Source organism: Planctomycetaceae bacterium (genome assembly GCA_041398825.1).
In the GTDB taxonomy this organism is placed as follows: domain Bacteria; phylum Planctomycetota; class Planctomycetia; order Planctomycetales; family Planctomycetaceae; genus F1-80-MAGs062.
Window position 1 is genome coordinate 507,606 of the sequence record JAWKTX010000004.1, and the last position, 16,661, is coordinate 524,266.

Genomic DNA, 16,661 nt, shown 5'->3' on the forward strand with positions numbered 1-16,661 from the left:
TCCTCGACAGACAGCCACCCATTGCGCAGCAGGCTGTCACTAGCTGGCCCCCAGGACTCGACGTTTCGCAGCAACAAATTCCACATGGTGAGGAATGTGGGCAGTGATCTGCTCAAGTAGAGTTTCCAGGGTGAGAGGCCCGACTTCGGTGTGCACTCCGGTTCTTTGAAAGTCTTCAACATCGACACATCGGAGAAGTACGGTGATGTGTTTTCGTATACCTGCGATGATGGCCATTTCATCCACAACTGACCTGTTGCCATAGTGCAACCGTCGCTCAAACAAATCCGGATCTGCGCCAAACAGTGTTGGGTTTTCCTCCGCCAGAACTCGTTTCATCCGATCGGCATAGATGATTTCGAAATCGGCCAGATGACATACGACTTCGCTGACCGACCACTTGCCTTCGATGGGATGCAACTGCATCTGCTGTGGCGTCAACCCAACAATTGAATCAGCAAGAATCTCAGGCCCGGCTTCGTACTGGTTAATGAGTTCCTCGATCGTATTCATTTGCCCGTCCTAATGCTTCTTTCTCATGTTTGTGCCAATCCGGTCGAGGCCAAGGACAAGCCCCGCAGAACCAACAAACAACAACCCTGCCAGGCCAGAAGAACTGCCTGACTCGCTCGGAGCAACGTGAACGAAGACCTTGCGCTTCGTGTCGGTCTCGTCTGGTGTTGTGTCCTTCTGGAATGGCCAGAGACAGTACATGGCGCCCAGCATGAAGCCGCAGAGAATTGCCATGGTCAGTTGTTCGTGATGCGTCAGCAGCCATCGCAGCACGCGACTGAACAGAAGCAGTCCGGTCAGGCAACCAAAGCTGAAAACAATCACGGGAATGAGAGTCTGCGCGCTGATGTTGCCGTGCAGCAGTTCTTTCAGTGTTTCAACGATGTAGAAGTAACGCTGCAGAAGCACCAGAATAAATGCGCCGCTGATACCCGGGAGGATCATTGCTGTGATACCAATCATCCCGCAGAGGAACAGATACCAGGAAGTGTCCGGCGGCGAATGCATTGCATCCAGCGTCACCAGTCGAAGGGCGACGATTGTACCAAGCAGTGCTGCTCCGAGCGTTTGCATACTCCATCGATGGATATGTCGAGCGACGAGCAGCGTTGAAGCAAAAATCAGTCCCGCGAAGCATGCATACGTAAGTGATCGATGGTGGACGAGCAGGTGTTTCATCAGCGAAGCGAGGCTGCCAATGCCCGCGAGAATCCCAAAGCCGAGCGCCGCAAGGAATCTCAGATCCAGGTGCGTGGCGGCTTCGCTCCATCTTCGCTTAGTAACAGCCAGCAGCAACCTCGAATCTACTCTGCTGATTGCGCCGACAAGCCTTGGGTAAATTCCGAGAATGAGGGCGACGGTGCCGCCGGAAACACCCGGAACTATGTCAGCTGCCCCCATAAGAAACCCGCATCCGACAGTTTTCAGGTCGGCCCGAACGTTTCCGGTTCGCCCCGGATCGTCGAAGTGATCTTGCCCCGACTGAAGAGTGCCGGATGCTGGTGCAGTGGAAACTCCATTTCCTTCAGTACTCATAACGCAGTAACATTCGTGCCTTGAGGTGCTGGTGCATCACAAAAAAACCGCAGTGGTGTCACTGCGGTTGAGACTGCATGTGCCGGATTATGGTCTTCAAATGGAAGGACCAAAACCCGCGAGCGCACATCCATCAATGTTTGAGCGGGGCGAGCAGGATTGACATCGTCTTCCCGCTTTCCATCTTTGGCTGCTGCTCGACTGAGGCAATGTCTTCCAGACTCTTGATAATCTCTGTCAGCATCTCTGCACCGCGTTCATGGTGAGCGTTCTCACGCCCCTTGAACATGACATTGATTTTGACCTTGTCGCGTCGTTCCAGGAATTCGCGAGCTTTGTTTACCTTGACTTCGATATCATGCGCGCCGGTTTTCGCACGCAGTCGAAGTTGTTTCAGTTGGGTCTTGTGTTGCTTTGGGCCACCGGATTTTTTCTGACGCTCATAAAGCACCTTGCCGTAATTCATAATTCGGCAGACGGGTGGTCGAGCGTCCGGGCTGACTTCTACTAAGTCGAGCCCATCTTCCTGAGCGAGCCGCAATGCGGTTGCGGTCTCCATTTCCCCCAGCATTTCACCCTCTGCGTTCACAACCCGGATCGGCGAAATGCGAATCCGATCATTCATACGCGGAATGTTTGTCTGGGGTGCAACTGTCGGACGAGATCTTTTAATGGTTGCCTCCTGAAGGAACGGAACACGGAAACAATTTTTGGATGGTTCAAGGCTCTTGCCATCCAAACCTGCAGACCATTGAAATCGTGAAGAGATACGGCCTACTGCCTTGGTTTGTCGCAAAAATCATAGAAAAATGCCAGTCCCAATTGCTTACCGTCATCGAAATTTCAGAGCAGATACGAAATTGGCGGTCCCACCCGCCTTTGAAACGCCGTTTCTGCCTGAATTACGGGCTTTAATGCGGAGATTCAGGGCGACTGACATGCCGGAGCCGGCTCCTGACCATGGTTGATCATTGTAATTCAGGGCGTTTCGGGCAATATCCCGCCGGAGCATGACCAGGGATGACACGCAACGGTGTTCCTGGGCGTCTCCTGAGCGAGGTTCTCGCCTGAAGGTGTCATCGCCTCAGGAATTCATCACCTGTAGAATTAGGCAGAGACAGAGCATGAACAGCGGAAAGGCACTTGTCCTGACGGTGGCGGTATGGGGGACGCTGCTGCCACAATACTCTCCGGCCAAAGATCATGCCCGCCTCCCGGACATAGTCTTTTACCTGGCAGACGACCTTTCGACCGCTGACCTTCCGGTTTACGGCGGGAAGAATATTGCGACGCCGGCGATCAGCCGACTGGCCTCTGAGGGACTCACCTTCAATCGTTCGTTTGTCGCAAGTCCGGCTTGTGCCCCCAGTCGTGCGGCTCTGCTGACAGGTCTGATGCCCGCTCGTAACGGTGCCGAGGAGAATCACACGTATCCGAAACGTCAGATTCTTCGGCTCCCCAAAGTCCTCAACGAGCTCGGCTATCAGACGGCGTCGTTCGGAAAGGTAGCCCATTCCAACAGCGCTGCAGATTTTGATTTCGACGTGTACGATCTGAAGAAGGAAATTCCGGAGCTGCGCACGACGGTCAGCGACTTTCTGAAGAATCGGACCGACGTGCGACCGCTGGCATTGTTTGTGGGTGTTTCTAACCCGCACGTACCCTGGCCCGTTGATTCCACGGTCGATCCAGAGACCATGTCGATGCCGCCCCAGTTATTGGATACACCGCGAACGCGCGTCCAGCGATCCCGGTACCTGCAGGAAGTTAAAGAACTGGACGCGTTCCTGGCAGAACTGCGCGCCGTTACCGACCGTTACATGGACAAGGATCGCATCTTTGTGTTTTCCAGCGATCACGGAGCGCAATTTCCGTTTGGTAAGTGGACGCTTTATGACGAAGGCATCCACGTCCCGCTGATTATCTCTTGGCCAGGGGTTACGAAACCCGGAACGCGCACTGATGCGATGGTCAGCTGGATTGACATTCTGCCAACTCTGATTGACGTGGCTGGTGGCAAGGTGCCCGAAAATATTGACGGTCGGTCGTTCCAGGAGGTTCTGCGAGGCAAAAGCGATACGCACCGTGCCCGAATCTTTTCGACTCACAGCGGTGACCGGATGATGAATGTCTATCTCAGTCGTTCCATACGCACATCGCAATACAAGCTGATCTGGAACGTACATCCGGAATTTGCATTCACCACCCACATTGATCTGCTGCTGCGAGAAACTTCGGGCGACTACTTCCGAGAATGGACCGAAGCGGCCGGGCATGACCAGCATGCAGCAGAAATCGTTGCCCGTCACCACGGAAGACCCCAACTGGAATTCTTCGATCTGACGGAAGACCCTGAAGAGCTGAACAATCTTGCCAATGATCCCGCACTGACAAAGATTCAGCAGGACCTGTTGTCTGAATTGAACCGCTGGATAGAGTCGCAGGGTGACCGGCTGACCGTATTTCATCCGCCACTGATGCTGAACGCGCCGGAAACATGGGTACCACGAAACCAGAAATAGTCTGCCGTCCAACAGCGGTCACCAGGCCCCGCTTACCCACCACGGCATCCCCGGAAACGGACGTTCAAACCGAGCGATCAACTTCCGCGCGAATCCAGCGCCCGGTGGCAAATTAATCCCACGAAAAGTGAAAACCCTGTGACGCTTCCAGTTCCTTCCGGACGGCAGTGACATCGTCAACATTCTCCCACGGCCTACCGTGACCTGCCTGCAGATCGCTGCCATAGTGCGGGCAGATTTCCAGCAACCGCCCGGCAAGCTTGAATGTGTCTTCCGGAGTTTGCCGGAATTGACCTGAAACGCCATCGCGTCCACATTCAAGCAACTGGAAAGGATAGTCATCATTCAATTTACTGAGAGCAGTACCGATAACGACTCGTTCAAACACCGTGTCGTCCAGCGGCAGCAGATTTGAAGCGGCAACAACTTCCTCAATTCGGATTGTCGGAGCCAGCAGCAGCCGTACCACCTTAGCGATATCCAGCCCCCGTTCGCAGAAGAGCGTGAAACCTGCCTTCAGGCTCAACTCATGCATCGACGCAAGGTATTCGATATCGTCTTCAAAATGGTTTGCCTTCGCCAGTGCCCGTATCGGGACCTTCGCGAAGGCTTGCATTCCGCGACCACGTGCCACAGAAGAAGACACGCCCAGCAACGACTCCAGTTGCCGAACATGCTCCTGAAAGCTGGTGGTCTTTGACTCTCGTTTAAAGCGGTCGATGGTGTCCTTGACAAATTGAGCGCGAGGCCTGATTTCGTTTTCTTCCGCTTCGCGTTTATCTGCGATGGCCTTTAGAAGTGCAGGATCTGCTTCCGCCCCTCGGCGAAGGAGATTTTCGACAAGCTCGAAGTTTTTCTGACGGCTCGCAAGTTCCACCGGCGTACAGTCGTAGTCCCCCGTCCCTCGTTTGGACGGGTCTGCACCGTGCAAAAAACAAAACGCGATGTGCCTTCCGTTCTCGATGGCCCAAAGCAAAGGAGTCATTCCGGACACCGGACAAACATCGTTGATTGATACGGTCTTCAAAATGCTGATCAAGCCGCGTTGATCCGGTAGGCCCGGGCCAGTCATATGCGGCGCGGTTAACTCCTTCAGCAGATCCGTTACCGTAAAAGACGTGCCGTTTGCCGGTCGCGGAGCAACAAAGGCGTACCTGGCCCTCCCGTCAATGCCCAGCTCAGTCATCACGCCGCAATGCGGGCACCTGGTGCTCTGGCTGGACGCGGTAAATGAACCACGGCAGGCGGGGCAGGTTTGAGGGATTTTTTCTGACACGTCTGATAGCTTCCTGCCGAAGGTCCATGATCAGTGGTTTGTGCTCCATGCCCCGGATTTGCGACCTCTGGCAAACCACCATGTGTATTGCAATTGATTCCGGAGCCACGCTCTTCGAGGGCCGCTCAGTTCACCCGTCGCTCTGTTCACCCGTTGCTCTGTCGCCGTGCGATTCTAGCGAGAGGATCCCGGGGTGCCATGAGGTGAGCTGTGATTCGCGCCGCACTTTCCAAATTGCGTTTGGCTTTTCGAAAGAAGCCAGCGGCCAGGGATGGGTAGCGAGCAACTTCGTCTCCTCCACGTCAGCACAGCAAGCCATCGCCGCCGGGTCGCCAGATTCTTCCCCCGGGGTCACTGATTTCATAAACGGCAATGCCATGTTTTTCAGCGATTGACATCACCGCATTGTACGCGGATTTTGCCTTTGACCACGCGAAACAGGCGAAGATACTCGTACGGTTTATTTCATAGTCCGTGAGATGGGGATCATCGTCTCGGTCAGCACTGCAGTAAGGTCCATCCATGGCAGGAAATACCCGGAGCATTTCTTCAAGCCACGATCGCAGCCCGGGTGTTGAGAATTCAGTGCGAGTTGGATCGAAGACTTCGGTTTGATCATTTTGCAAATCACACCACGCCAGAAACTCCTCGCGATCCATTGGCGCGGCGGATGGATCAAACACCATGAGATCGTAACTCAATATCGCGGCCTCCCATCGATTCAGTCTCGAAAAAACAGCCACCCCCGGCCGCTTCCTGATTCTCTTCTTTCAGGAAACGCTGCCTAACCAAAATCCAGTGCATGGTGTAGTTATTCACCATAAAGGATTTCCCGATTTTCCTATGCCTCCCGGGGACTGATCCAGCCCCAGGGAATGCGTTTCCCTTCTGTGTTGAGTTTACGGCACAGCTCGCTCTGCGGGAATTCCCGATTCCAAATCTCCTGGAACTCAATCGGTCCGGTAATCCGGCCGAGTTCACGGTCTCTTTGGCTCAACCGGGCAATCAGAGATCTGCGAATCTGGCCTGCTTCACTGTCGTATTCGTCGAGCGTCTTCCTGCGAGACGTCCAATCGTCTCGATGCAGGCTGATTTCTCGGCAGACTTCCTCATTCCATGGCTTACACTCCACAGCACTGATGGCCGCTTCGCGCAACCATGCGGTAAAAGAAGGTGCCCATTCCTTTGGTTCAGGTTCTGTCTCAACGTAGAGCCAAACAGGGGGATCATCTCCTGCATGGGGATCAACAAAGAGGAATTCGTAACCCTGATGCTGGAGGTACGGAATCATGTGTTCCGGCAATCGCCAGGGAGAATCTTTTGCAGCGGTCAATTCAACGGCAACTTCGCGGGCCCCTTCAAAAGCGTCCGCTCCAAAGAGATCGCCATCCATCAGCCTCCCGCATGCGTGCCCGATCTGTCGCAGGCATTCGGCCATCGATATCGGAAGGGAAATCGACAGTTGTTGCTCGAGTTGCCTGAGTTCTGCATCCGTACATCCACGAATGGTCTCGTCCGTTGCAATCTCTGCATCGATCATGAAGCGGCAAAGTTCAGACATGAAAGCGGCGTACATTTTTGCGGCGGCTTCGTGAAACATAACGGCCATCCATCATCGCCCGCTGGCCGTCTGAATATTGTGTGTGGGCCGGACAAGTCTGGCAAAACGGAGTAAGTGGCAGGGTTGCCTTGTCGTCCCGGGAACGCAATTCCATTCCTTATTCGGCGAATGGGTAGACTGCGGTCCTGCCAGGTACAGATCCTGCCAGACTCCAGATCGCATTCGTCGATCAACGAAAACAGAATATGATTTCTGATTTCGGCCGCAAAGGTAAGCATTGCCGGATAAGCGGGCTGATAGGCTCGAATCGTCCACACACCGGAGACGAATTTCAGATTGCCCGGGCCGTCCGGGGCAAATGGAAATCAAGTTCAATTCCAGAACACGGTACCAGGTTCTTTGGTCCTTGCAGAAGTCGCTGCCGGGTTCGACTCGTCCTGCTGGCGTTGTGACGGCTGCCTCGTTACGCTTTCTGGCCTCACCTGAAACTGCTGGGGCAGACGATGCCTCCGTGATTTAAAATCTTAGACGTCGGCCGCCCGGCCCCGGATTGGGATGCGATCTATGACCTTTTCATCTTCAGATTCCAACTCATCTGCAGATACCACTCGCCGTCAGTTTGTTGGAAACGCTGTCGCTGGCATCGCAGCGACGTCGGCCCTGAATGCCGGGCTGTTCGCGGCAGAACCTGGTCAGGCAGAAAAGAAACAGGTGACCGTCGGCATCATGGGCGTGAGTCGCGGTTCGGCACTGGCGCGAGTGTTTGCGAAACTGGAGGGGGTGAAAGTTCGTTATCTTTGCGATACCGACAGCATCCGGTTGAAGTCGGCACACGAATCGTTTGCGAAAACTGTTGACTACGATGTCCGCACGACAGGAGATTTCCGCCACATTCTGGACGACAAGAACGTGGACGCTCTGATTGTTGCCGCGCCCAATCACTGGCATGCTCCGGCTGGCATCATGGCGTGTGCGGCCGGCAAGCATGCCTACGTGGAAAAGCCCTGCTGTCATAATCCGGCGGAGGGTGAGATGCTGATTGCGGCCGCTCGAAAACATAAACGCTGTGTGCAGATGGGAAATCAACGCCGAAGCGGAGCGAAAATTGTGGAAGCGATTTCTCTGCTGCACGAAGGGCGTATTGGTCGGGTTTATTACAGCCGTAGCTGGTATGCAAATCTTCGAGGGCCGATGGGGACTGGCATGCCTGAAGCCGTGCCGGACCACATTGACTATGAATTATGGCAGGGGCCGGCGCCGCGAACTCCTTATCAGTCCAACATTGTGCATTACAACTGGCACTGGCGCTGGCACTTTGGGAATGGCGAACTGGGAAACAACGGAATTCATTCACTGGATCTGAGCCGCTGGGGGCTGGACGCGGATTACCCGGAACGAGTGACATCTTCGGGCGGACGCTATCGATTTGAGGACGATCAGCAGACTGCCGATACGCATCTGGTTTCTTTTGAGTTCCCAGGGAAAAAGCAGATTATCTGGGAAGGCCTGAGCTGTAACCGGGATGGTTTTTATGGAGACAGTTTCGGCGTGTCATTCCATGGAGAAAAAGGCAGCCTGCGAATGAACAGCTGGGGCTATACCCTGTACGACGAAAAGACGAAGGAGATTCAGAAGGTGGATGGTCAGGACGGCCTGGAAGCTCACGCCTCCAATTTTATCGAAGCGATCCGTGCTGATGATCCAACCATGCTGAATTCAGAAATCGAAGAGGGCTACAAATCGACATTGCTCTGCCATCTTGGAAACATCGCCCATCGCACGGGTGATACCATCAACGTCGATCCATCGAACGGACACGTGATTGCCAACCCGGAAGCAGACAAATTGTGGGCTCGAACCTATGAGCCCGGCTGGGAACCCAAGTTCTAGTGCCTCATTGATTCCCGGACGTCGCATTCAGTCACTGCGCTAAACTGCAGATTCGCAGTGGCATGGCGTTCCATTCAACTGGGCACAACAGGTAAGCACTGGAGGTTTGCGCCCCGTGAAACGCTGTTTGATGCTTCAAGGCACACAAATCAGAGAAATTCAACTTCAGGAGAAACTGGCAAATGGCACTAGTGGAAGTCGTTCCCGGCAAGACTCGAATTGGCTGGATTGGCACGGGGGTGATGGGAGCCAGCATGTGCGGCCACCTGATGAAGGCCGGATTTCATGCGACCGTCTATTCACGTACAAAATCGAAGGCCGATTCTCTGCTCAGCAATGGAGCAGAATGGGCTGACAGTCCCAAATCAGTCGCTGAGAATTCTGACATCGTGTTTGCGATCGTGGGTTTTCCGTCGGATGTTCGCGAGGTCTTTCTGGGTGAAAACGGAGCTCTGAACGGGGCGTCTGCCGGCAACGTCCTGGTTGACATGACGACAAGTCAGCCGTCTCTGGCGATGGAAATCAGCGAAGTCGCTTTGGCGAAGGGTGTCCACAGCATTGATGCCCCCGTTTCCGGGGGTGATATCGGAGCAAGAAATGCCGCGTTGTCGATCATGATTGGCGGCGACGAAGGCGTTGTGAATTCGCTTCAGCCTCTTTGGCAGGCGATGGGCAAAACAATTGTCTATCAGGGGCCGGCGGGTGCCGGCCAGCATACAAAAATGGTGAATCAGATATTGATTGCCACGGGAATGATCGGTGTGTGCGAAGCCCTGTTGTACGGATATCGGGCCGGGCTTGATCTTCCGACAGTTTTGAAATCCGTTTCAAGCGGTGCTGCCGGAAGCTGGTCCCTTTCAAATCTGGGACCGCGAATCATCGATAACAATTTCGATCCGGGGTTCTTTGTTGAACATTTCATCAAAGATATGGGAATCGCACTCGAAGAATCAAAGCGAATGGGACTGTCGATGCCCGGCCTCGCGCTTGGGCAGCAGCTCTACCATGCCGTGATGGCTCAGGGTTTTGGCCGTAACGGGACGCATGCACTGCAACTGGCATTAGCCAGTCTGTCTGGTATCGACTGGAAGAATCGAGGCTGATTCGGTTTGCCGGATGTGGATTCGTGCGTAAGCTTCCCACTTCAGGGCATCGGGGCTTCAGGTCAACCGGCCTCACGACGTTTAAACTTCAGCAACTGAGAAGATGGAATCATGGCTCGTAAAGGGGAACAGTTTTCGGGACTAACGGTGGCACTTGTGACACCGATGAACAGCGATGGTACCGTCAACGAAAGCATGCTGCGGGATCTGGTTGACTTTCAGATCGAATCTGGCACAGATTGCGTCAGCCCTGTGGGTACAACCGGCGAGAGCCCCACGCTTTCGCACGAAGAACACGAGCGAGTGATCAGTATCGTATGTGAGCAGGCAGCGGGTCGCATCAAAGTGATGGCAGGGACAGGGTCGAACAGTACGGCGGAGGCTATCCGACTTACAAAGTTCGCGTGGTCTGCAGGAGCCACAGCCGCACTAATGGTTGCCCCTTACTACAACAAGCCAACGCAGGAAGGTTTTTTCCTGCACTACAAAGCGGTTGCCGATGCTGTTGATATCCCGATTGTGCTCTACAACATTCCGGGGCGTACGGCAAAGAACATGGAGCCTGAGACGATCTGCCGTATTTCCGAAGCGTGCCCGAACGTCGTAGCGATCAAAGAATCGACGGGCATGATGGATCAGGCATCACAAATCCTGTCTGCCTCAGACTTGACGGTCCTTTCGGGGGACGACAGTCTCACACTTCCACTGATGTCTCTGGGAGGAAGTGGTGTTGTCTCCGTTGTCGGGAACATCGTGCCAAAAGACGTCAAGCAACTGATCGCGGCCTTCATGTCCGGCGATATCGCGGGTGCTCAGACGATTCATCACAAATTGTTCCCGCTGTGTCGGGACATGCTGTCGCTGTCAACAAATCCAATTCCTGTGAAGGCGGCAATGGGAATTCTGGGCCGCGATTGTGGAAGTGTGCGATTGCCGATGACGCCACTCTCCGAAGATCAGATCACGACTCTGAAGGCGACGCTAACAAGATACGGTCTGCCTTGTTAATCGTCCCGCCCGCATTCACCGGGAGCGGTATCACCTGTCGATACCGCTCTTCCGTTGCGTGAATCCGGGGTGGTGGATCGTTCAGTGAGCTCCCTTTTTCCGCCTGGCAGAACAGGCTCAATCGCCCCGCTCACGATTGCTTCATCGCGGGCGTCGTGCGCTTCGTCGCGGGCAGTGTGCGTGAAACGCCTTCTTCAGGGCCTGTTTTGCGAGGTTTTTGGCGAACATTCGGCCGGAAAGTGGCGTTTTACGTCATATCAGTCCCTGTTTTACTGCGAATTTCAGTTCGAACTGTTCGCCGGTGGCATCAGAATAGCGCAAGTATTTGCAGGGAAATGGCCTGCGAATTGCGAGTGCCGCCTTAATTCGTTGCCTTGATTGTGAGTGCGAGCTAAGATTTGATGCGGAACAGTGCACGATTTGACGATTTTTCCGCAGGAAGCATGCAGGACTCTTTGCGAGCGGAGCGAACCCTTGAGCGCAATTCACGCGAGCCGACACGATAGTGAGCCCACGCCGGAATTACTCGATGGTGATTCATCCGTCTGGTCCGTCTTTTACGACATGCCCGCCTGGGGAATCAGCCTGCTGGTGCACGTTGCCATATTTGTGGTGCTCGCCAGTCTGACATTTGTCACGGACTTTGTACCGGAGTTTGAGCTCACATCGGAAATTGCACCGGAAGAAATCCGTCCGGAAGAGTACGTCCTGAATCAGGAAGCGGACGTCATCGGCAGCGAGAGCGACATGAATATCGTCGGCCCGTCAATGGCCGCTGCCCAGCATGTGGGCATGGAAAGTCACCGGGAAGAAATCGAGCGGTTGGAAGAAGAGCTGATCAACCCAGCCATCGCTGAACCACCATCGCTGCCAACGCCCAATGAATCTGAAGCGGTCGAAATGATCGAATTGACCGGCACTACCGAATTTGCGGGAGGGACGGAGGGCGCCGTTGACCGCATCACTCAGGAAATCGCTGCCTCACTGCGCCAGCGCAAGACTCTGGTGGTTTGGTTACTGGACGAGTCTGGCTCGCTGAATGATCGGCGAGAGCAAATTGCAAATCGATTCGAGAACATCTACAAGCAACTGGGGCTCATGGATGTTGATACGAAGGAAGCTCTGAAGACCGGCATCATTGGCTACGGTCAAAACGTTCATGTGCTTCAGAAAGAACCGTCGTCCGATCTGCCGACGCTGGTCTCCGCTGTTCGCGGAATTACCGAAGACAAGTCCGGTGAGGAGAAAGTTTTCACCGCGATCGCGGAAGCTTTGAAAGTCTATCTGCCTGAAAAACGCAGGATGCGAGCGAATATGATGCTGATCCTGGTCACGGACGAACGTGGCGACGATTACCATCTGCTTGAAGATGTCGTCAACAGGTGTGCCCGCGAAGATGTTAAGGCCTATTGCATCGGAAACACTTCACTGTTCGGTCGTGAAAAAGGATTTGTACACGCCAAATGGGAGGTCGACGGGCAGGCGTTTGAAGACGATATCGAAGTCGATCAGGGTCCGGAAACTGCCGCTGCGGAGGGCTTGCAGATTCCTTTCTGGACCGCCAGTGCTCGAGGTCTTGATCGCATGTCGTCTGGATACGGACCGTATACGCTGTCGCGGTTGTGTGCGGAAACCGGCGGAATCTTCTTTATTGCCGACCAGGCGAGGGGAATCACATTCGATCCGGGTGTGATGAGACAGTATTCGCCTGATTATCGCCCACTGAAAGACTACCAAAAACAACTGGCAGTCAATATGGCCAAGGCGGCGTTGGTGAATGCAGCGCAATTGGCCATCAATGAAAAAATTCCCGTGCCCCAGTTGCGATTTCAGGCCAACAACGACAATGTCCTTCGAGAACAAATCACGGAGGCCCAAAAACCTGGCAGTACTGGATTACTTTCTTCAGCGGGTGCAGACCGCTTTGGAACAGGGTGAAAAGCATCGCGATAAACTGGATTCTGATCGATGGCGTGCCAGTTACGACCTTGCAATGGGACGCGCTCTTGCCATGCGAGTTCGGGCATATGGCTACAACGCAGTGCTCGCGGAAATGAAGGCCAGTCCACGGAAGTTTGAGAAGTCCGGCAGCAACCAATGGCGTTTGGAGCCAAGCAGTGAGATTACTGCCGGAGCGACAGTGAAACGTATGCATGACAAGGCTGTCGAATACCTCACACGGGTGATCAATGAGCACCCGGACACCCCCTGGGCCTATCTGGCGAAAGTCGAACTGGACGATCCGCTTGGGTGGGAATGGCATGAAGCTACAATGCAGATTGCTGGTGGCGGAATGCAGAATGGAAATCGCCCCGAGTTTGCCCCCGAGGAAGAGCGACGGCGACAGCAGGAACGGCAGCGGCAACAGTTGAAGGACAAGAGCCGCCCAAAGCTTTAGTCCAACAGAACTGAACACGTTGGCGAAGTTTGGTTGACGGCCATGTTGCTTCCCCAGCGTCTGAGTTGGCGACCCTCTTCAGATGCCTGTCACGGGACCTTGGCTGAAACAGACAAAGTCTCTGACTCCGTGATGTGAAATGACAGCACGTGCAGGAGGCAGATGTCCCCGGGATACATCGGGCGACTGACTCAATCTTTGCACACAGAATGCGACACAGGACCAGCCATGCCTCGACGGAGTTTGAATCCCGTTGCGGTCAAAACGCCATAGTCCGTTGCTGATTTGCAACGTCATTGGTGTCAAATGATGCCTGCTCGCCTCAACCCTCCTGTCGCCTCGCGGCAACACCAGAGAATTACATTTTTCCGCAAGCGGTTTCCCTGTAAAGACTTGCGGCAACGGTTTGGGATTCGGCGTCAAATCGTCTTAACAGTGGTTCAGGGTTTGCAAAGTCCTGGCATACCCCTCGTTTGCAACGATGCATCGAGAAAACCCTTTGCCTAGGATCAGGATTAGATGAGTTCCCGAAAGCGACAGTGTTTAAATGTTCGAGTTCAGGATGATGCAGCGATCGTTTCGCTCGAAGACATGGAAATTTGGGACGGGGCCGATCTGGCCTTGCTGCGTGAATCGCTCACAAACCTAATCGAAAAGGATGGCTTCAGATCAATTGGAGTTGATCTCACCTGCGTGAAATACATTCCCAGTGGATTCTTTGGGATGCTCTTTGAGTGGTATGACGCAGGTCTGCAGATTCGGTTGTTCTATCCTCAGGAGAACGTAGCCCAGATGCTCTGGTTCCGTATGTTCTTCGCCGCAGAGCAGGACGGTGTTTACAAGCTGTGCGACGACGCCGTTCGCAATAATTCACCCGGGCAACAGGTGGAATACCACAAGCGCGTTTTCATGACAGAAGACGACATTGAGACAGAAGACGAAGTTTCGGATCTGATCAAGTCAGTTCGATTTGGTGTACGAGCTCACGAACGAATTCGGTAGAAAAACCGTCAGCCATACTTCGAAGCTGCCCCGGGATGCCAGCGAAACGTCTGAGTTTCGTTAACAATCCGGGGCCGTTTTCGTTTCGACTGTAAACCGGGAAGATGGCGGGCATCCTGCAAATTTCAAAGGCCGGCACCACCGCATTACACAGTCGGAAGCAGCGTACCCGTGCCCTGTTCGCCGACTTTCGCATCCGAGGCTGCTTCCAGTTGCTCGTTCTGAATGCGGGCCTTACGAGTCAGGCGGTAGAAGGAAATACCGAATCCAGCAAAAACGGTCGCAGGCATCGCCAGCATGAAAAGAATGCTGTACATGTAGGCCTGAGGCAACCGTGAGTCCGATTCGTTCGCAGCTTTGCACGATGGGCAGGCGTTTGCCGAGGAAGTTGCGAATGGCAAACCGCCCATCGCAACGAAAAATGCCATCGCCAGAACAGTCGTCTTAACAAAGCGAACCATCGCTCGAATTCCCGGTTCAATTCCAGCGGTAAAGCATCCAGTAGATGACAACGCCGGTGACAGAGACGAATAACCAAATTGGGAACGTGATTGTTGCAAGTTTACGATGTTTATCCCATCGTCCTGCGAACGCATGCTGAAAAACACGAATTGCAAGAATCGGCACGAAGACTGCGAGAATCACGTGCGGAATCAGAATCGAACGGTAGACCACGCGAGCCATCTCAGAGCCCACGAATTGACGACCGTAGGTTTCCGTATATTTGCCCAGAGCGTAGTGATATGTCAGGTAAAAACCCAGAAAAGCGACTGAAAGGACAAACGCGCTGATCATCAGATTGCGGTGCAAAGTCTGGTTTTTTCTCTTGATGCTCACGAAACCACTGAGCAAAAGTACCGTACTAGCGAGGTTCAGACCCGCGTTGATGTCGGGCAGAGCGGCTGCCCATGCCGGCATGAGACGAGTGATGCGGTCGTTATTGGATTCGACAGACTTTGTGGGAGGCCCCCCGTCGTCCGTCGGTTCAGGATCCGTTTGATTGAAACTGTGTTCATTGGTCGCGGACGTGTCAGGATTTGAATCTGATGACAGTACCGCATCCTGAGCAGGATCCTGAAGCCACACGGCAGTCAGGATAGCGTCCCGCGGAACGTCCCAATCCCTGCGGGAAGAACGAAGCAGAGAGGTTTGCCCTTCCGGGGTCTCGTCGCTCTCTTTTTGCTCCGATGCCTCGACAGCGTTCGCGTCCTCTTCTGCTGGTGTTTCCGCAACCGAATCTGTTGCCGATTCCGGATTTGAGTCGGCCTTTCGAATTTCCAGATTGATGGGAGCCTGAGGGGAACCAATCGTGATACCAGAAATGGAAGAAGGTTCCGGAAATGGTTTCTTTCCTTCCAGAATGCGGCGCAGCTGAACCATGTCCTCTTCGCGAGTTGCCAGAAATGTGGCCACGGGAATGCAATCTTCGTTGACCAGAACAACACGATTACTGTGTGCCACTTCGAATCCGGGCTTCAGGTTTTCTCCGACACTGGGAATCACAACCTGTCCGAAGCCCCCAACAACGACGTCCATGATGGCTTCCTGCTCGCCCGTCACAAACTTCCATCGTTCGTGATCCGCCGAAGATCTCTGAGTATTTTTGCAGGACTTCGACAGTATCGAACTTGGGATCCACTGTGAAAGTCACGAAACGACGTCTGTATTCACCTTCGAAACTTTTTTCTGCAGCTCCATGACGTGCCGGGAGATGACAGGGCAGGTTGTGATGCAGCGTGTGAAGACAAAGCTGGCGACCCAGGGCTTTCCCCGGAGATCATCACGACTGAGTTTCCCCCCCATACATTCGTCGAAGCTGAAGTCTGGAAGCTCTCGCGTTGGAAATCCGATGCGAATGGAGTCTTCTGATGGAGACAAGACGACCGCAGCAGGTGAAAGGTCCTCTTCCGTCGGCATAACCGCGTCTGAATCAGATCTCTGGTCGTTCGCCGCTCCAACGGCCTTCTGTGGTCCATCAGATGGAGGGGCATCGGACTGCGCAGTCGAACGATCAATAGGAGCGGGTTTCAACAGACTGTGAATACCGAATGCGACCACCACTGCCCAGAGGGCCAGCCCGACAATAAATGTTCCCCGCGACATTCCACGGCGACTGGATTGCTCGATATCTGTTTGCACCCGGACAACTCCATTGAATGACCTGCTGTATCCCACAGGCGAGGTTCGATGACCATGCAAGTTTCGCGTCGAAGTATGATATCGCGTTGCGACACTCCTTGTTGCGGTTATCGTCGGGTTTCCTCGATCGCGAAACGTGCGTCTCGGCATCGAGAACACGTTTTCGGTCTGCCGTACGACGCTTCTGCGTGGTGAGAGAGGGGCGAAGACGACC

The 16,661-nt window shown here is 54.0% G+C and carries 16 protein-coding genes; 7 read left to right on the plus strand and 9 right to left on the minus strand.

Annotated features, from left to right (window positions below; translation table 11 throughout):
* Positions 1-39: 39 nt before the first annotated feature.
* From R3C20_10285 to infC, 3 genes are all read right to left on the minus strand, one after another.
* Positions 40-513 carry a DinB family protein gene (locus R3C20_10285; protein MEZ6040885.1) on the minus strand — a complete coding sequence of 158 codons (474 nt, stop codon included), beginning with the start codon at positions 511-513 and terminating at the stop codon, positions 40-42.
* Between the two features lie 9 nt (positions 514-522).
* The gene (locus R3C20_10290) at positions 523-1,548 is read right to left on the minus strand and encodes a DUF368 domain-containing protein (protein MEZ6040886.1); all 1,026 of its coding nucleotides are present in this window, start codon (positions 1,546-1,548) and stop codon (positions 523-525) included.
* A 133-nt stretch (positions 1,549-1,681) separates the two neighbouring features.
* Positions 1,682-2,173 carry a translation initiation factor IF-3 gene (infC, locus tag R3C20_10295; protein MEZ6040887.1) on the minus strand — a complete coding sequence of 164 codons (492 nt, stop codon included), beginning with the start codon at positions 2,171-2,173 and terminating at the stop codon, positions 1,682-1,684.
* A gap of 499 nt (positions 2,174-2,672) precedes the next feature.
* On the opposite strand from infC, the gene R3C20_10300 reads away from it, so the two are divergent.
* Entirely contained in the window at positions 2,673-4,070 is a 1,398-nt protein-coding gene (locus R3C20_10300) for a sulfatase (protein ID MEZ6040888.1), read from the plus strand.
* Positions 4,071-4,182: 112 nt separating this feature from the next.
* Here R3C20_10300 and R3C20_10305 read toward each other — a convergent pair whose 3' ends face one another.
* From R3C20_10305 to R3C20_10315, 3 genes are all read right to left on the minus strand, one after another.
* On the minus strand, positions 4,183-5,256 hold the full coding sequence (locus R3C20_10305) for a hypothetical protein (GenBank protein ID MEZ6040889.1): 1,074 nt from the start codon (positions 5,254-5,256) through the stop codon (positions 4,183-4,185).
* A gap of 392 nt (positions 5,257-5,648) precedes the next feature.
* The gene (locus R3C20_10310; protein MEZ6040890.1) at positions 5,649-6,089 is read right to left on the minus strand and encodes a hypothetical protein; all 441 of its coding nucleotides are present in this window, start codon (positions 6,087-6,089) and stop codon (positions 5,649-5,651) included.
* A gap of 98 nt (positions 6,090-6,187) precedes the next feature.
* Positions 6,188-6,946: an SMI1/KNR4 family protein gene (locus R3C20_10315; GenBank protein ID MEZ6040891.1), complete on the minus strand. Its 759-nt coding sequence runs from the start codon at positions 6,944-6,946 to the stop codon at positions 6,188-6,190.
* 525 nt (positions 6,947-7,471) lie between these two features.
* Here R3C20_10315 and R3C20_10320 point away from each other — a divergent pair.
* The 6 genes from R3C20_10320 to R3C20_10345 all read left to right on the plus strand — a co-directional run bounded on the left by R3C20_10320 (position 7,472) and on the right by R3C20_10345 (position 14,308).
* Positions 7,472-8,797 (plus strand): Gfo/Idh/MocA family oxidoreductase, encoded by a 1,326-nt coding sequence (locus R3C20_10320; protein MEZ6040892.1) that lies wholly within the window; start codon positions 7,472-7,474, stop codon positions 8,795-8,797.
* A 182-nt stretch (positions 8,798-8,979) separates the two neighbouring features.
* Entirely contained in the window at positions 8,980-9,900 is a 921-nt protein-coding gene (locus tag R3C20_10325; GenBank protein ID MEZ6040893.1) for an NAD(P)-dependent oxidoreductase, read from the plus strand.
* Positions 9,901-10,011: 111 nt separating this feature from the next.
* Positions 10,012-10,908, plus strand: coding sequence for a 4-hydroxy-tetrahydrodipicolinate synthase (gene dapA / locus R3C20_10330; GenBank protein ID MEZ6040894.1), 897 nt, complete (start codon positions 10,012-10,014; stop codon positions 10,906-10,908).
* Between the two features lie 474 nt (positions 10,909-11,382).
* Entirely contained in the window at positions 11,383-12,846 is a 1,464-nt protein-coding gene (locus R3C20_10335; GenBank protein MEZ6040895.1) for a VWA domain-containing protein, read from the plus strand.
* On the plus strand, positions 12,821-13,306 hold the full coding sequence (locus R3C20_10340; GenBank protein MEZ6040896.1) for a hypothetical protein: 486 nt from the start codon (positions 12,821-12,823) through the stop codon (positions 13,304-13,306). Before R3C20_10335 ends, R3C20_10340 begins: the two co-directional genes overlap by 26 nt.
* 519 nt (positions 13,307-13,825) lie before the next feature.
* Positions 13,826-14,308 carry a hypothetical protein gene (locus R3C20_10345; GenBank protein MEZ6040897.1) on the plus strand — a complete coding sequence of 161 codons (483 nt, stop codon included), beginning with the start codon at positions 13,826-13,828 and terminating at the stop codon, positions 14,306-14,308.
* A gap of 146 nt (positions 14,309-14,454) precedes the next feature.
* Here R3C20_10345 and R3C20_10350 read toward each other — a convergent pair whose 3' ends face one another.
* The 3 genes from R3C20_10350 to R3C20_10360 form a co-directional block, all read right to left on the minus strand.
* Positions 14,455-14,769 carry a hypothetical protein gene (locus R3C20_10350; protein MEZ6040898.1) on the minus strand — a complete coding sequence of 105 codons (315 nt, stop codon included), beginning with the start codon at positions 14,767-14,769 and terminating at the stop codon, positions 14,455-14,457.
* Between the two features lie 16 nt (positions 14,770-14,785).
* Positions 14,786-15,844: a DUF420 domain-containing protein gene (locus tag R3C20_10355; protein ID MEZ6040899.1), complete on the minus strand. Its 1,059-nt coding sequence runs from the start codon at positions 15,842-15,844 to the stop codon at positions 14,786-14,788.
* Positions 15,845-15,955: 111 nt separating this feature from the next.
* Positions 15,956-16,447: an SCO family protein gene (locus R3C20_10360; GenBank protein ID MEZ6040900.1), complete on the minus strand. Its 492-nt coding sequence runs from the start codon at positions 16,445-16,447 to the stop codon at positions 15,956-15,958.
* Positions 16,448-16,661: the final 214 nt, after the last annotated feature.

What these genes read in the sequence shown, in the direction of transcription:
- R3C20_10285 (MEZ6040885.1), bottom strand. Translation starts at nt 513, where the DNA reads ATGAATACGATCGAGGAACTCATTAACCAGTACGAAGCCGGGCCTGAG.
- R3C20_10290 (MEZ6040886.1), bottom strand. Translation starts at nt 1,548, where the DNA reads ATGAGTACTGAAGGAAATGGAGTTTCCACTGCACCAGCATCCGGCACT.
- infC (MEZ6040887.1), bottom strand. Translation starts at nt 2,173, where the DNA reads ATGAATGATCGGATTCGCATTTCGCCGATCCGGGTTGTGAACGCAGAG.
- R3C20_10300 (MEZ6040888.1), top strand. Translation starts at nt 2,673, where the DNA reads ATGAACAGCGGAAAGGCACTTGTCCTGACGGTGGCGGTATGGGGGACG.
- R3C20_10305 (MEZ6040889.1), bottom strand. Translation starts at nt 5,256, where the DNA reads ATGACTGAGCTGGGCATTGACGGGAGGGCCAGGTACGCCTTTGTTGCT.
- R3C20_10315 (MEZ6040891.1), bottom strand. Translation starts at nt 6,946, where the DNA reads ATGTTTCACGAAGCCGCCGCAAAAATGTACGCCGCTTTCATGTCTGAA.
- R3C20_10320 (MEZ6040892.1), top strand. Translation starts at nt 7,472, where the DNA reads ATGACCTTTTCATCTTCAGATTCCAACTCATCTGCAGATACCACTCGC.
- R3C20_10325 (MEZ6040893.1), top strand. Translation starts at nt 8,980, where the DNA reads ATGGCACTAGTGGAAGTCGTTCCCGGCAAGACTCGAATTGGCTGGATT.
- dapA (MEZ6040894.1), top strand. Translation starts at nt 10,012, where the DNA reads ATGGCTCGTAAAGGGGAACAGTTTTCGGGACTAACGGTGGCACTTGTG.
- R3C20_10345 (MEZ6040897.1), top strand. Translation starts at nt 13,826, where the DNA reads ATGAGTTCCCGAAAGCGACAGTGTTTAAATGTTCGAGTTCAGGATGAT.
- R3C20_10350 (MEZ6040898.1), bottom strand. Translation starts at nt 14,769, where the DNA reads ATGGTTCGCTTTGTTAAGACGACTGTTCTGGCGATGGCATTTTTCGTT.
- R3C20_10355 (MEZ6040899.1), bottom strand. Translation starts at nt 15,844, where the DNA reads ATGGACGTCGTTGTTGGGGGCTTCGGACAGGTTGTGATTCCCAGTGTC.